At 69.3% G+C, this 15,612-nt stretch carries 11 protein-coding genes; 10 read left to right on the top strand and 1 reads right to left on the bottom strand.

The window, feature by feature from the left end; genetic code table 11:
* The first annotated feature begins 29 nt into the window (after window positions 1-29).
* The 6 genes from AC3WLE_RS06465 (at window position 30) to AC3WLE_RS06440 (ending at window position 8,622) form a co-directional block, all read left to right on the top strand.
* On the top strand, window positions 30-4,148 hold the full coding sequence (locus tag AC3WLE_RS06465) for a type VI secretion protein IcmF/TssM N-terminal domain-containing protein (protein WP_492355946.1): 4,119 nt from the start codon (window positions 30-32) through the stop codon (window positions 4,146-4,148).
* Window positions 4,145-5,242: a type VI secretion system protein TssA gene (gene tssA, locus AC3WLE_RS06460; protein ID WP_492355947.1), complete on the top strand. Its 1,098-nt coding sequence runs from the start codon at window positions 4,145-4,147 to the stop codon at window positions 5,240-5,242. Before AC3WLE_RS06465 ends, tssA begins: the two co-directional genes overlap by 4 nt.
* Before the next feature lie 129 nt (window positions 5,243-5,371).
* Entirely contained in the window at window positions 5,372-6,049 is a 678-nt protein-coding gene (locus AC3WLE_RS06455; RefSeq protein WP_492355948.1) for an alpha/beta hydrolase, read from the top strand.
* Between the two features lie 51 nt (window positions 6,050-6,100).
* Window positions 6,101-7,723, top strand: a complete 1,623-nt coding sequence (locus AC3WLE_RS06450; RefSeq protein WP_492318292.1) for an AAA family ATPase — start codon at window positions 6,101-6,103, stop codon at window positions 7,721-7,723.
* Window positions 7,724-7,781: 58 nt separating this feature from the next.
* Complete coding sequence (locus AC3WLE_RS06445; RefSeq protein ID WP_492355949.1) at window positions 7,782-8,375, top strand: sigma-70 family RNA polymerase sigma factor; 594 nt, start codon at window positions 7,782-7,784, stop codon at window positions 8,373-8,375.
* 40 nt (window positions 8,376-8,415) lie between these two features.
* A complete protein-coding gene (locus tag AC3WLE_RS06440; RefSeq protein WP_492318294.1) occupies window positions 8,416-8,622 on the top strand; it encodes a zf-HC2 domain-containing protein in 207 nt (68 codons plus the stop codon).
* Window positions 8,623-8,674: 52 nt separating this feature from the next.
* Here AC3WLE_RS06440 and AC3WLE_RS06435 read toward each other — a convergent pair whose 3' ends face one another.
* Window positions 8,675-9,019, bottom strand: a complete 345-nt coding sequence (locus tag AC3WLE_RS06435; protein WP_492350811.1) for a hypothetical protein — start codon at window positions 9,017-9,019, stop codon at window positions 8,675-8,677.
* A gap of 285 nt (window positions 9,020-9,304) precedes the next feature.
* Here AC3WLE_RS06435 and czcI point away from each other — a divergent pair, with 285 nt between their 5' ends.
* From czcI to AC3WLE_RS06415, 4 genes are all read left to right on the top strand, one after another.
* Complete coding sequence (czcI, locus tag AC3WLE_RS06430) at window positions 9,305-9,679, top strand: cation efflux protein, CzcI family (protein ID WP_492355950.1); 375 nt, start codon at window positions 9,305-9,307, stop codon at window positions 9,677-9,679.
* A gap of 94 nt (window positions 9,680-9,773) precedes the next feature.
* A complete protein-coding gene (locus tag AC3WLE_RS06425; RefSeq protein WP_492355951.1) occupies window positions 9,774-11,045 on the top strand; it encodes a TolC family protein in 1,272 nt (423 codons plus the stop codon).
* A gap of 16 nt (window positions 11,046-11,061) precedes the next feature.
* Window positions 11,062-12,330, top strand: a complete 1,269-nt coding sequence (locus AC3WLE_RS06420) for an efflux RND transporter periplasmic adaptor subunit (protein ID WP_492350809.1) — start codon at window positions 11,062-11,064, stop codon at window positions 12,328-12,330.
* A gap of 13 nt (window positions 12,331-12,343) precedes the next feature.
* Window positions 12,344-15,520: a CusA/CzcA family heavy metal efflux RND transporter gene (locus tag AC3WLE_RS06415; RefSeq protein ID WP_492355952.1), complete on the top strand. Its 3,177-nt coding sequence runs from the start codon at window positions 12,344-12,346 to the stop codon at window positions 15,518-15,520.
* Window positions 15,521-15,612: the final 92 nt, after the last annotated feature.

Raw genomic sequence — 15,612 nt, 5'->3', positions numbered from 1 at the left:
CAGCCCATCCGCGCCCGGGAGGCAGGCGCATGCTGACCAGCAACCTGTTTCTGATTTCGATCGGCGTGCTGACGCTGGTGGCGCTGGCCGTGCTCGGCGCGGTGCTGTATTTCGCTGCGCAGCGGGCCCGCGCCAAGCCGGCGGCCGAGCGCAAGATCGTGCGCCTGCGCACCGATTCGCTGCGCACCGCGTTCCGCCAGGCGATCGAGCTGGTCGAGGGCAATATCGCCTCGCGCGCCGAGCGCTACAACATTCCGTGGATCCTGGTCCTGAATGAGGGCGAGGATGCGCGGCCGCTGCCGATCGCGCAGTCCGGCGTGGCCAGCGTGCTGAGCTCCGACGCTGCCAATGCGGCCGCCACGCAGGGGATTTCATGGCACTTCTTTGACCGCGGCGTGGTCATCGACATCAATGCGGCCTATCTGGGCTCGCCTGACGACGATACCGATGAAAAGCCCTGGGACGAGTTCCTCGGCCTGTGCCGCGGCTATCGCCCGCAACGGCCCTTCGACAGCGTGGTGGTGACGGTGCCGGCGGCGATGCTGCTGGCCGACGACACCGACGCACAGCTTGAGCTGGTGCGCCGGGCCAAGCTGGCCCACCGGCGGCTATGGCTGGCGCAGAACCGCTTTGCGGTGCGTTTCGCGGTCTATGTGGTGGTGACGGGCTGTGAGTCGCTGCCGGGCTTCGCGCACTTTGCGCGCGCGCTGCCAGAGGCGATGCGCGCCGGCATGCTGGGCTGGTCCTCGCCGTACGACCTGTCGGCCACCTACCAGTCGGGCTGGATCGATGCCGCCATGTCGGGCGTGGTGCGCGCGGTGTCGGACGGTGTGGCCGAGCTGCTGGCGATAGGGGCGCAGGAGGTGGATGCCTGCCAGTCGCTGCTGCTGCCGGCGCGCATCGAAGCCATGCGCGGGCAGCTCACGCGCTATGTCGACGAACTGCTGCGGCCCAGCGCCTATCACGAGCCCTTCTATCTGCGCGGCGTCTACCTGACCGGCGACAGCGGCGAGCTGGCGGCGCATGCGCCGGCCTTCGCCGCGCCGCGCCTGCGTGCGGCGCAGCCTGACGCACTGGCGCCAGAGGATGCGCACGCGCCGGAGCTGGCGCCGGCAGCCAGTGCCAGCTCGTCCGCCGACCTGCTCAACGAGCTGATGCGGCAACCGGCGTTCCTGCGCGACCTGTTCGAGAAGAAGATCTTCCTGGAGTACGGGCTGACGCGGCCATCGCGCTCGCAGCAGCTGGCGCGGCCGCTGGTACACCGTGCGCTGCGCTGGGGCGGCATGGCCGTGCTGTGCGCGTGGGGCGGGGGACTGCTGGTCGCGGCATGGCAGATGGGACATCGCCATACCGAACTGCTGGCCGCGCTTGGCGAACTGCGTGCCGGCGCGCAGCAGCGCGCGCTGGCCGCGCAGCGCGGCCAGGACCTGCCGCCGGACTGGTACCGGCGTCAGGCGTTGGGGCTGATCGCGATGAACCAGCGCCTGAGCGCGCAGTCGGTCTCGTCCTGGTTCATGCCGGGCTCGTGGGCCTTTATCGACGACCTGGACGGCCGCGTGCACGATCGCTTCCAGCGCGCCTTCGGCGAGATCGCGCTCGACACCATCGATCGCGCACTGCTGGCACGCGTCGACACGCTGACAGGCGTGGGGCGCGACCCGAGCACCGGCCAGCTGATTATCGGCGACAGCTGCCTGGCGCCGCCGGGCGCACGGGGCGAGGCCCTGCCGCCACGCAGCCTGGCGCTGGAAGACATGCCGGAGATGCGCGCGCTGCAGCAGTACGTTGCCGCGGTCGACCAGTTCGACGCTGCGCTGCAAGCGCTGCACCGGCTGGAAACGCCGCAGCCTGGCAACGCCGATGCGCTGCGGCTGGTGGTGCGCTATGCGCTGGGGGCGGAGTTGCAGGGCGAGGTCTCGGGCAGCCTGCCGTATTTCCAGCGCGACCCTGGCAAGGGGCGTGGTGCCGCAAGCCTGGCAACCGGCGGCAGGGCACTGACCGCGCTGGTGCCGCCCTTGCGCTGCACCTTCGACAAGGGCGCGCGCCAGCTCGACGAGCGGCTCTTCAACAACAACCCGCTGCTGGTGGCCGAGCGCGCCGTCAGGTCCAGCCTCGATGAACTGGCCGGCGGGGCCAATGCCGGCAGTGGCGTCAACCGGGTCCTGGCCGACTACCGCGGCATTGTCGCGGCGATCGGCACGCAGCAGGAACTGCTGGCGTCCGGCAAGGGCGGCTGGATCAGGCAGCCCCAGTTCGCCGCGGGCACCGTCTACGCGCGCACGCTGGCGCAGGCCGCGCAGAACCGGCTGCTCGGCGAAGACCTGGTGGCCGCCGCGCGCGCACGCGCTGAAAGCGGCTTCCAGGCCTTCACCGGCGAGCTGGCGCAGCGCTTCAGCGGACCCGACAGCGGGATCGCGTGGCAGGACAAGGACGGCCGCTTCGTGGTCACGCCCGAGCGGCTGGCCTTGCGCGACCGGCTCGCCGCCCTGCTGAACCAGCCGTTCATGGCGCCGCCGCGCGACCTGGCGCTGCCGTCGGTGCCGGCCGGGTCGGCGGTGCTGTGGGATCGCCAGCAGCTTGACCAGGCCATCGCCCTGGGCGACATGCGCAAGCGCTTTCTTGACGAGGGGCTGACGGGCCTGCCAGGCCCCTGGCGCGATGCGATTGCGCAAAGCGTGGACCAGCAGTTTGCGCGGCTGGTGACCGACCAGGTCGCGACCGCGGCAATCCTGGCGCCGCTGCAGGCCGATGGCGGCAGCGCCGGCTTCGAGGCTGCACTGGGCCGGATCGCGCGCATCAAGACCATGCTGGGCGAGATGCATGCCATGTCGCGCGTGGATGATCTCGATGCGCTGGTTTCGCGCGATGCGCTGGCACGGCTGCGCGCGGTGGACGAGCTCCTGCAGCAGTCCGAGCTGTACGCGATCCGGCAGGGCAGCGCCGGCGACGGGGCCCGTGCGCCGCGCGCGCCGCTGCTGACGGCGTTCGGGCTGAACGACGCGGCGGCGCTGGGGCCGTACCTGGACCAGCAGTCGGCGCGTGCGCAGGCGCTGGGCCGCGAGGCCGCGGTGTATCTTGCCGCGCTCTCGCCCGCCGACGCCGGCTCCGGCCTGGCATTGCGCTGGCAGGCGCTGAACCGCGACCTGGAACGCTATCGGCTCAAGAACCCGAACAGCCGGCTGCTGATGCTGGAGCAGTTCGTGCAGGCCGCGGCGGCCGAGTCCGGCCAGGGCGTGTGCCTGGCGCGCTTTGCGGCGCGGCCGGCCGGCGGGGATGACTACTTTGCCGCGCTGCACGTGCGCCTGTACGACGGCCTGCTCGCGCGCTGTGCGCAAGGCTACTTTGCCGACCTGCAGCGGCAGTGGGACGGGTTCTCGGCCACGTTCAATGAACGGCTGGCCGGGCGTGCGCCGTTTGGCGGCGGCGCCAACGCCGGCGAGGTGCGCACGGCGGACTATGCCGAGCTTGGCCGCGTGCTCAAGCGCTATGAACCGCTCTCGGCGACGTACCGGGCCGCGCGTGGCGACGGGCCGCTCAGGAATATCGCGTCCGGCGTGCCGGTGCACCAGTTCATCGACAGCTTCGACCAGGTCAGGACCCTGCTCGCGCCACTGTATCCGGTCGAGGAGGGCGCGCCCGCGGGCTATGACGTGAGCGCGGAGTTCCGCGTCAACCGTGGCGCGGAACTGGCCGGCAACCAGATCATCGACTGGACCCTGACGATCGGCGCGCAGAGCCTGTCGATGCGCGATGCGCCGCGCTCGCTGCACTGGGACTACGGCAGTCCGGTGACGCTGACGCTGCGCTTTGCCAAGGACTCACCGATGGTCGCGTTGCCTGACGCCGAACAGCGCGCGCTGGCCACCGACGGCAAGACCATGACCTGGCGCTTTGCCGACCCGTGGTCGCTGTTGTCGTTCATTGCGCGCCATCGCATCGCGGATCCGGGCGGACGCGCCGACGGCACGGCGCAACTGCTGCGCTTCGACTTTCCGCTGGGCAGCGCCGCGCCGGATCTCACGGCGGCGCCCAGGCCGGTGCGCGGCCGCGTGTTCCTGCGCCTGGTGCTGACGGCCGCGGGCAGGAAGATGCCGCTGCCGTGGCCGCAAAGCTTTCCCACCCGGGCTCCTGAATGGACCAACCTATGACGACGCCAACGCAAGACCGCATCCCGGACGCGCAGGCACTGCTTGCGCCGGTGCCGGGCGACGATCCCGCGGGCGCTTCGCTGCGCTACGAGCCGGTCTATCGCGCCATCGCCGAAGCGCGCCAGCACGACGACGAGTCCTTGCCGATGCGGGAATGGGAGCGCCCGCTGGTCAAGGCTGACTGGAAACGCGTGGCCGCGCTCGCCAGCGAGGCGCTGGCCACGCGCAGCAAGGACTTCCAGCTGGCGGCATGGCTGTGCGAGGCGTGGACCCATCTGCACGGCGCGGCCGGCTTTTGCGCCGGGGTGCGCTTGCTGGGGGCGTTGGCGGACGCGTATTGGGATAGCGCCTGGCCGCGCATGGAAGCCGACGATGCGGAGGCACGCTGCGCCCCGATCGCATGGCTCAACGAGACCTTGCCGGCGGTGCTGGCGCTGCATGTCCCGCTGTTGTCGCTGGCCGACGAGAAACCCCTGCACATCACGCTGGACCTGTGGGAACGCAGCCTGGCGCCGGTCGATGACGACGACAGCCTGGGCCGCGAGGCGCTGCTGCAGCGCGCGCATCACGCGCCCGACCGGACCCGGCTGGATGCGTTGTGGCGCGACCTGCACGGTGCCAGCGCCGAATGGGCTGGTTTTGACCGGCGCATCGACGCGCTGCTGGGGGCGCAAGCGCCGAGCCTGGCGCGCGTGTCGGACACGCTGGCGCGGCTGGTGCGGGCGGTGGCCGCGCTGCGCGGCGACGCAACGGGCAGCGCCCACAGAGGCGAACCCGCCGCCACGGCGCCGGCACCGGCCGGTAGCAACGATCGCGTGGACGATCCCGAGCCGCTGCCGGTCTTGCCGGCCGCGGGACCGGGGCAGACCGTCATGCTGGCGCACGGCCGCATCGAGAACCGTGCTCACGCCTACCAGTTGATCCGCGACGTGGCCGACTACCTGGCGCGCCATGAGCCGCACAGCCCCACGCCTTACCTGCTGCGGCGCGCGGTGCGCTGGGGGCAGATGCCGCTGGCGGACCTGATGCAGGACATCCTGCGCGAGGATGGGGATATCGGGCGGTATTTCTCGCTGCTGGAGAACCAGGATTAGGGCAGGTGCAGGTTTGATCCCTCTCCCGCAAGCGTGAGAGGGAGCTCGCTGTCGGTCGTCCGGAGCCCATCGCCACACTTAGATATGTGATATACAATATATTAAGTGTGTATAACGTCTCCTGCCGCCATGCTCGATCCCTCGCTGTTCGGTCGCTTGTCGTTCACCCACGCTGATCCCGTCGACGGCCCGCTGCCACCCGGGCGTAACCCGCTCGGCGTGGCTGCGGAGCGCGATGCCGTGCTGTTCGTTCCGGACGGCCTGCCGGACCGCGGGCCGGTGCCGCTGCTGGTGATATTCCACGGCGCGGGCGGGTTTCCGGAAAAGGTGCTGCCGCATATCGAACCGCATGCGCAGCGCCACAAGTTCCTGGTGCTGGCGCCGCATTCGCTCTTCCCGACCTGGGACATCGTGATCGGCGGCAACGGCCCCGACCTGCAGCGGCTGCACCAGGCGCTGACCGCGGTGACTTCGCGCTACCGGGTCGACCCGGGCCGGCTTGCCTTTGCCGGCTTCTCGGACGGGGCTAGCTACGCGCTCTCGGTCGGCATCACCAACGGCGACATTGCCAGCCATGTGATTGCGTTCTCCGGCGGCTTCATGTCAGTGTTCATGCAGGAGGGCGCGCCCAGAGTGTTTGTCGCGCACGGGCTGGCCGACGAGCAACTGCCGGTCGCCACCAGCGGCCGCGCCCATGCGGCCAGGCTGAAGGCCGCGGGCTACGACGTGCAATACGTGGAGTTCGATGGCCTGCATGTCATCCATCCGCCCGTGGTCGAGCGCGCGATCGATTTCTTCCTGCAGTGAAACCCCGGCCGCTGGCCGGCGCGGCCATGCCATTCAACGGGAGTGCGGTACATGGATTTCGAGATTCCGGAGGCGCTGATCCATCCCCTGCTGGCGATGATCGAAACCGGGTCGCCGCTGGCGCGGCAGCTGCAGGAGCACGGCGTCTGCCACGGCAATATGCTGGTGTCGAGCAAGCTGTTCGACGCGCAGTCGCTGAACTCGCTCTACACGCTGAGCAAGACGCAAAACGAGCGCGCGCTGATGTTCCAGATGCTGGCGCTGGACAATGTTTACAACGCACCGCAGGCGCGCTTGATTCCGGGGCTGGACCAGCTGGTGGCGGGGCTGGCCGCCTACCTGTCGCGCGATGCCATCGACGGCTGGCTGTACCAGCGCAGCCGCGACGGCGTGCTGCTGCCGTGGCTGGTGCGCCGGATGCGCTATGTGTCGCCCGAGCAGGGCATGCATTATGTGGTGGTGGACATGCTGGCCAACACCATGCAGTCGGCCAACTCCACGCTGACCGACCACCACCTGCGCCGCTCCGGCATGACCACGTCGATGGTGATTACCCACGACGACATCGCCAACCGCACCATCCCGGAGTTGCTGGCCGAGTTCGGCTTCTACAAGGAGTGCGCGGAATTCCGGCACGAATACGAGCAGCATGCGCAGCGCTTCGTGCGCTACCAGCGCCGCTTCGGCGCGCAGTTCGTCGCCACCCGCGCGGCGTTCTCGCTCGATGCCAAGGGACCCGCCGAGCTGACGCCGATCGCCGACGCCACGGGCGCGCGCTGCGTGAATGATGAGGAGCGGCTGGAGCGCCGCTTCGAGATGACCTGCGACCCGGCGTTCTGGCGCGATGCCGGGGTCATGGAGGGCTTTGAGCGCGTGCCGCTGCATTGCTACGTGCACCTGTTCCACCTGGAATGGCATCGCAATATCTGGGTGCATGTGCAGCACCTGTCCGAGTATCGCTACCAGCCCGCCCTGCGTGACAAGCTCGTCCTGCCCGCGCATCACCGCGACCTGATCGATATCCTGACCTCGCACATGGACATGCTGGTGCCGGATTTCGTGCCCGGCAAGTCGGGCGGCACCACCATCCTGTGCCAGGGCGCGCCAGGCCTCGGCAAGACGCTGACCGCGGAGGTCTACGCCGAGGTGGTGGGCAAGCCGCTCTACCGCGTGCACTCCGGGCAGCTGGGCACCACCGCCGCGTCGGTCGGTGCCACGCTGATGACGATCCTGCGCCGCGCCATGCGCTGGAACGCGATCCTGCTGCTGGACGAGGCAGACGTCTATATCCGCTGCCGCGACAACGACCTGGAGCACAACGCCATCGTCGCGGAATTCCTGCGCACGCTGGAGTACTTCAACGGCCTGCTGTTCATGACCACCAACCGCATCGGCGACGTCGACGATGCCATCCTGTCGCGCTGTATCGCCACCATCCATTACGAAACGCCGTGCAAGCAAGACGCCATGCGCCTGTGGCGCCTGCAGGCCGGGCAGTTCGGCGCGGACCTGGGCGACGGGCTGATCGATGCGCTGACCGCCGCCTACCCCAAGGCGAGCGGGCGCGACATCAAGGAGCTGCTGAAGCTGGCGACGCGCTACGGCAAGGCCAAGGGGATCCCGCTGTCGGAAGACGTGTTCCGGCTGTGCGGGCAGTTCCGCGGGATAGGGTAAGGCGCCGGCGCGCGGGTATCATGGGGCATCCGTCCAGGCAACCGCGCCCCGATCCCCGATGAGCCTCGACCCCGCCGAACTCCAGGCCATACGCCCCTACCTGCTGCGCTTTGCCCGCCTGCAGCTGCGCGATGAGGCGCTGGCCGAGGATGCCGTCTCGGAAACGCTGCTGGCGGCGCTGGAGCACCCTGAGCGCTTCGCCGGCCAGTCAACGCTGCGCACCTACCTGGTTGGCATCCTCAAGCACAAGATCATCGACATCCTGCGCAGCGGCAAGCGCGAGGTCAGGCTGGCGCTGGCCACCGATGCCGAGGGCCAGCCGCAATCCGACGACGACGCCTTCGACGCGCTGTTCACGCGCAACGGCCACTACCAGGACCCGCCGTCCGACTGGGGCAACCCGGAACGCGCCTTTGAGCGCCGCGAGTTCTTCGAGATCCTGCAGCTTTGCGTTGACCGCCTGCCGGAGCGCACCGGCCGGATCTTCATGATGCGTGAGTGGCTGGAGCTGGACACCGAAGAAATCTGTCAGCATTTGCAGATCAGCGCGACCAATGCCTGGGCGATGCTGTACCGCGCCCGCATGCGCCTGCGCGAATGCCTGGAACTGCACTGGTTCGGCCAGCGCGGCCGGCCGGGCAAAGCCAGTTGAGCCTCATACCGCCCATGCAACGGACAAGTCCCTGACCTACATGCCAGATCCGCGCCCCTCCCGCCGCCTGCTGCCGAACTGCGAAGAGGTCCACCACCTCACCATGAAGGGCCTGGACCGGCCGCTGTCATGGGGCGAGCGGCTGCGCATGCGCGCCCACCTGGCGATCTGCGACGCCTGCACCAGCTTCAGCGCCCAGATGCGGACCCTGCGCGAGGCCATGCACAGGCTCGGGCGCGACGAATGACAAAAGGCCAGCGGAGCCGCTGGCCTTCTTGCTGGCTGGGTGCCGGCATCGCTCAGGCGCGAGCGCCTTCCCCGTAGGGGTCGAAGCGGCCAGCGCGGCTGCCTTCGGTATAGGTGTCGAAGCTGCGCGCGGGGGCGGTCGACACGCCGCTGCGGTCCAGCCCGGCCACCGTGCGGGCGCCGTCGACAAACGGATCGGCCTTGCCGGCGCGGGCGCCTTCCGTGAACACATCATGGCTGCGGAACTCATAACCATACTTGTCTCCGGGCACGGTGCTGCGGAAGCTGTAGCCGTACTTGTCGCCGGGCAGTTGCTCGGCGGCGGTGGCGGCTTGCGCGGCGCCCAGGGCGGCCAGCGACAGGAGCAGGGCGGTAGCGAGGCGGGTGGTCTTGGTCATGATGGTTCTCCTTAAGCTCGTTGAATTTGTCAGAAGGCTTTGCGTTGTGTGCGTGCCGTTCATGTACAGAACTATAGGAGCGCCATCGACACGGAAGCAGGCCAGTTGCCGGACAAGTTATTCAAAAAAATTGAATTAACGGGCGAGGGCGGAAACCACCCGTGGCATGACGCAAATGTAATGACCCCGTCGCCGGAATGCCCGTCGCGGCTCGGTTAAACTTGCGGCTCGCTGCAATCCCCCGTCGCCTGATGCCAGGCGCCCAGGGCAACTGCCACTTCCCCTATGCAACGGCTCATCCTCATCCTTCTTGCGCTCGTCCTGCCGCTCCAGTTCGCCTGGGCGGGAGCCGCCGCGTATTGCCGGCATGAGGTGGCGGCTTCGGCCAAGGCCCATTTCGGGCACCACGAGCACCAGCACAAGGCCGACAGCGGCAAGCAGGACCAGCCCGCGCAGAAGGCCCAGGACAAGGCCAAGCTCGGCCAGCCCGATCCCGACTGCGGCGTCTGCCATATCGCTTCGCTGCCGTTTGCACGGGCCGACGCGCCCGACGTGCACGCCATGCGCCGGGTGGAACTGGCGCCACCGGCGCCGCAGCCCAGCTTCTCTTCGCACAGTGCGCGGGCGCCAGACCGTCCCCAGTGGCCGCGTCTTGCCTAGCCGGCGAGACGACGCTTCCATTTCCTGGTCTTCCTGAGTCCCTGACGTCAGGCGTCTCGCCGAATTCTCCCGGTTTCTTTCCTGGTGCAATTCGATGCGAAGACTTTTGCTGCCGCTTGGGCTGGCGGCCGTCCTATCCAGCCCGATCCATGGCGTCGCGCAGACGCCGCCCCCTGCCATGGCGCAGCCATCGGCATCCTCGCCGGCCCCGGGCCAAGAGCCTGCCGGCACGCTCACGCTCGACGCCGCGCTGGCGCTGGCCGAAGCCGGCAACTTCGTGCTGTCCGCGGCGGGCAAGGAGCTTGACGCCACCGAGGGCGATGTCACGCAGGCGCGCGTGCTGCCCAATCCCGAACTGGCCGTGTCGATGGAAGACACGCGCAAGGCCACGCGCTCCACCACCGGCCAGATCAACCTGCCGATCGAACTCGGCGGCAAGCGCGCCGCGCGCATCGGCGTGGCCGAGCGCGGGCGCGAACTGGCGCAGGCCGAGCTGGGCGGCGCACGCGCCGAGCTGCGCGCCGCGGTGATCGCGCGCTTCTTTGGCGTGCTGGTGGCGCAGGAGCGCGTCAAGCTCGCCGAAGGCTCGGTCGGCATCGCCAGCAAGGCGGCCGCGGCGGCCGGGCGGCGCGTGGCCGCCGGCAAGGTCGCGCCGCTGGAAGAAGCGCGCGCCAGGGTCGAACAGGCCAATGCCGAGCTGGAACTGGCCGAGGCCACCGGCGCGCTGCAATCCGCACGGCAGTCGCTGGCCGCGCTGTGGGGCAATGCCGTGCCGCACTTTGCGCAGGCGCAGGGCGACCTTGATGCACTGCCCTCGCGCCCCGCGCCGGCAGCGCTGCAAGCGGCGCTGGAAGACTCGCCGCAGCTGGCGGCAAGCCGCCTCCTGGCCGAGCGCAGCCGCGCCGAAGTCGCCGTGGCGCGCAGCCGCCAGTACCCCGACGTGACCGTGAGCCTGGGCGCCAAGCGCGACAACGAGGCCAACCGCAATATGGCCGTGCTGGGCGTGGCGATCCCGCTGCCGCTGTTTGACCGCAACCAGGGCAACCTCTACGCCGCATTGCGCCGCGCCGACAAGGCGCAGGACACGCACGCGGCCACGCGCATCCGCCTGGTCGGTGAGCTGCAGCAGGCCTCGACGCAGCTGTCGGTATCGCGCGCCGCGGCGCAGACGCTGCAGGCCTCGGTGCTGCCCGCGGCGGAGCAGGCCTATGCCGCCGCCTCGCGCGGGTTCGAGGCCGGCAAATTCAATTTCCTCGATGTGCTGGATGCCCAGCGCACGCTGTTCCAGGCGCGCATCCGCTACCTGGACGTGCTGGCCCGCACCTATGACGCGGCGGCCAGCATCGACCGCATCCTCGGACACTGATACGGAAGCTGCAGACATGGCAATGAGCAAGCAACAACGGGCCGCCGTGGTGGCCATCCTGGTCGCGGGGCTGCTGGGCGGCGCGGCGATCCTGTTCACCGGCAAGGGCGGCAGCACTACCGGCGAGGCCGGGCACGGGCATGCCGAGCATGGCGAGGAGCATGAACATGACAAGGAGGGAGACAAGGCGGCCGCGCACGCTGACGCCAGCGTCCCCGCGGCGAAACCGGAAGGCGAAGGCAAGCCGCACCTGATCGCGCTGACGCCCGCGCAGATCCAGCAGGCCGGCATCGGCATTGCCGCCGCCGCCGCTGCGCCGCTGCGCAGCAGCGTCGATTTCCCCGGCGAGATCCGCTTCAATGAAGACCGCACCGCGCACGTGGTGCCGCGCGTGGCGGGCGTGGCGCAGGCGGTGCCGGCCAACCTTGGCCAGCAGGTGCGCAAGGGCGAAGTGCTGGCGCTGCTCGCCAGCATGGCCCTGGCCGAACAGCGCAGCGAACTGCTGGCGGCGCAGAAGCGCGAGGCGCTGGCGCGTGCCACCTACGCGCGCGAGAAGACGCTGTGGCAGGAGAAGATCTCCGCCGAGCAGGATTACCAGCAGGCCCGCACGGCGCTGGAGGAAGCGCAGATCGCGGTGCAGAACGCGCGCCAGAAGCTGACCGCGATCGGCGCCACGGAGAACAGCGCGGGCAAGGGCGGCGGCCTGAACCAGTTTGCGCTGCGTGCCCCGTTCGATGGCATCGTGGTCGAGAAGCACCTGGCGCTGGGCGAAGCGGTCCAGGAAGCCACCAGCGTGTTCACGGTCTCGGACCTGAGTTCGGTGTGGGCGGAGTTCGTGGTGTCCGCGCGTGACCTGGACCAGGTGCGCGTGGGCGAAGCGGTCACGGTGCGCTCGAGCGCCTCGGACACGCAGGCCGAGGGCAAGGTGTCCTACGTCGGCGCGCTGCTGGGCGAGCAGACGCGCACGGCCAAGGCGCGCGTGACGCTGGCCAATCCCGGCATGGCGTGGCGCCCGGGTTTGTTCGTCACGGTCAGCGTGCTGGGCGCGCCGGCGCAGGTGCCGGTGACGGTGGCGGCCGACGCGGTGCAGCAGGTCGACGGCCAGAGCGTGGTGTTCATCGCCGTGCCGGGCGGGTTTGCGGTGCAGCCGGTCAAGACCGGGCGCGCCGGCGGCAAGCTGGTGGAGGTGACCGAGGGCCTGCAGGCCGGCGCGCGCTACGCCGCGGCCAACAGCTTCATCCTCAAGTCCGAGCTGGGCAAAGCCAGCGCCGGGCATGAGCACTGAGCGGGAGGCACACATGTTTGAACGCCTGATCCGCTTTGCCATCGAGCAACGCTGGCTGGTCCTGCTGGCGGTGCTGGGCATGGCCGCGCTGGGCCTGTACAGCTACACCCGGCTGCCGATCGATGCGGTGCCCGATATCACCAACGTGCAGGTGCAGATCAACACCGCCGCGCCGGGCTATTCGCCGCTGGAGACCGAGCAGCGCATCACCTATCCGGTCGAGACCGTGATGGCGGGCCTGCCCGGGCTGGAGCAGACGCGCTCGCTGTCGCGCTACGGGCTGTCGCAGGTGACGGTGATCTTCCGCGACGGCACCGATATCCACTTTGCGCGCCAGCTGGTCAACCAGCGCATCCAGGAAGCGCGCGACAAGCTGCCTGCCGGCATCACGCCCGCGATGGGCCCGATCTCGACCGGGCTGGGCGAGATCTACCTGTGGACGGTCGAGGCCGACCCCGGTGCGCGCAAGCCTGACGGCACGCCCTACACGCTCGCGGACTTGCGCGAGATCCAGGACTGGGTGATCCGCCCGCAGCTGCGCAACGTGCCCGGCGTGACCGAGGTCAATGCCATCGGCGGCCATGCGCGCGCCTATGTGGTCGCGCCCAGCCTGGAGCGCATGGCGTCGTACGGCTTGTCGCTGGCCGATGTGGTGAGCGCGCTGGAGAAGAACAACGACAACGTCGGCGCCGGCTATATCGAGCGCCGCGGCGAGCAGTACCTGGTTCGCGTGCCGGGGCAGGTGCGCTCGCTTGAGGATATCCGCGACGTGATCGTCGGCACCGCGCAGGGCCAGCCGATCCGCGTGCGCGACGTGGCCACCGTGCAGACCGGCGGCGAGCTGCGCACCGGCGCGGCCACCGAGAACGGCCGCGAGGTGGTGCTGGGCACCGTGTTCATGCTGATCGGCGAGAACAGCCGCACGGTGTCGCAGGCGGTGGACCGCAAGATGGCCGAGATCAACCGCACCCTGCCCAAGGGCGTGCAGGCCGTCACGGTGTACGACCGCACCACGCTGGTCGACAAGGCCATTGCCACGGTCAAGAAGAACCTGCTGGAAGGCGCGGTGCTGGTGATCGCCATCCTGTTCCTGTTCCTTGGCAACCTGCGTGCGGCGCTGATCACCGCGCTGGTGATCCCGCTGTCGATGCTGTTCACCTTCACGGGCATGGTGCATTACCGCATCAGCGCCAACCTGATGAGCCTCGGGGCGCTGGACTTCGGCATCATCGTCGACGGCGCGGTGGTGATCGTCGAGAACTGCGTGCGCCGGCTGGCGCATGCGCAGGAGCGCCACGGCCGGCCCCTCACGCGCGGCGAACGCCTGCATGAAGTCTTTGCCGCGGCGCGCGAGGCACGCCGGCCGCTGCTGTACGGCCAGCTCATCATCGTGGTGGTGTACTTGCCGATCTTTGCGCTGACCGGGGTCGAGGGCAAGATGTTCCACCCGATGGCCTTCACCGTGGTGCTGGCGCTGCTGGGCGCGATGGTGCTGTCGGTGACCTTCGTGCCGGCCGCGGTGGCGCTGTTCATCGGCAACCGCGTGGCCGAGCGCGAGAACCGGCTGATGGCCTGGGCGAGCCGCCGCTACGCGGTGCTGCTGGAGCGCTCGCTGGCCGCGACGCCAGTGGTGCTGACGTTTGCCGGCGTGGCGGTGGCATTGTGCCTGGCCATTGCCACGCGGCTGGGCAGTGAGTTCGTGCCCAGCCTCAACGAAGGCGACCTGGCGATCCAGGCCTTGCGCATCCCCGGCACCAGCCTGACGCAATCCGTGGCGATGCAGCAGCAGGTGGAAACCGCGCTGAAGGCCAAGTTCCCGGAGATCGAGCGCATCTTTGCGCGCACCGGCACCGCGGAGATCGCCTCCGACCCGATGCCGCCGAATATCTCCGACGGCTACATCATGCTCAAGCCCATGTCGCAATGGCCCGAGCCGCGCCGCACGCGCGACGAGCTGATCGCCGCGATACGCGACGAGGTGGGCAAGCTGCCGGGCAACAACTATGAATTCTCGCAACCGATCCAGCTGCGCTTCAATGAGCTGATCTCGGGCGTGCGCTCCGACGTGGCGGTCAAGGTGTTCGGCGACGACAACGCGGTGCTGGAGCAGACCGCCAATCGCATCGCGGCAGTGCTGCAGGGCATCCCCGGCGCGGCCGAGGTGAAGGTCGAGCAGACCACCGGCCTGCCGATGCTGACGGTGCAGATCGACCGCAACAAGGCGGCACGCTACGGCCTGAACCTCAGCGATATCCAGGATGCGGTGGCGATCGGCATCGGTGGCAAGGTGTCGGGCACCTTCTTCAGCGGCGACCGGCGCTTCGACATCGTGGTGCGCCTGCCCGATGCCGTGCGCGAGGACGTGGAAGCGCTGCGGAGGCTGCCGGTGCCGCTGCCGAAGGAAGCCGCGGCGCGCACCAGCTATATCCCGCTGAGCGAAGTCGCCAGCGTGGAGATCGCGCCGGGCCCCAACCAGGTCTCGCGCGAGAACGGCAAGCGCCGCATCGTGGTCAGCGCCAACGTGCGCGGGCGCGATATCGGCAGCTTCGTGCCCGAGGCTGAGGCCGCCATGCGCGCGCGCGTGCAGATCCCGGCGGGCTACTGGACCAGCTGGGGCGGCACCTTCGAGCAGCTGCAGTCGGCCACCGCGCGGCTGCGCGTAGTGGTGCCGCTGGCGCTGGGGCTGGTGTTCGTGCTGCTGTTCGCCATGTTCGGCAACGTCAAGGACGGCTTGCTGGTCTTCACCGGTATCCCGTTCGCGCTGACCGGCGGCATCCTGGCGCTATGGCTGCGCGGTATCCCGCTGTCGATCTCGGCGGCAGTGGGCTTTATCGCCCTGTGCGGCGTTGCGGTGCTCAACGGGCTGGTGATGCTGTCGTTTATCCGCTCGCTGCGCGAGGAAGGCCATGGCCTTGACGATGCCATTCGCAACGGCGCGCTGACGCGCCTGCGCCCCGTGCTGATGACGGCGCTGGTGGCTTCGCTGGGCTTCGTGCCGATGGCCCTGGCCACGGGCACGGGTGCCGAGGTGCAGCGCCCGCTGGCGACGGTCGTCATCGGCGGCATCCTGTCGTCGACGGCGCTGACCTTGCTGGTGTTGCCGGTGCTGTACCGGCTGGCGCACCGGAACGACGAGGCGGCGACGCAAGCGGCGCAAGGGGAAGGGGAGCTGGCGCGAATGGATGCGTGAGCCAGGGTGCGGCGGTGTTGCGCCATTGCATTCGATAGTTCATGTCACCATGAACCTTCGGCCTGCGCCGCAGGGGCATGATGCGACTGTCC

The sequence above is a fragment of the Cupriavidus sp. FW306-1B-F12B genome, from assembly GCF_058781795.1.
This window is presented reverse-complemented; position numbering and strand designations above follow the sequence as displayed.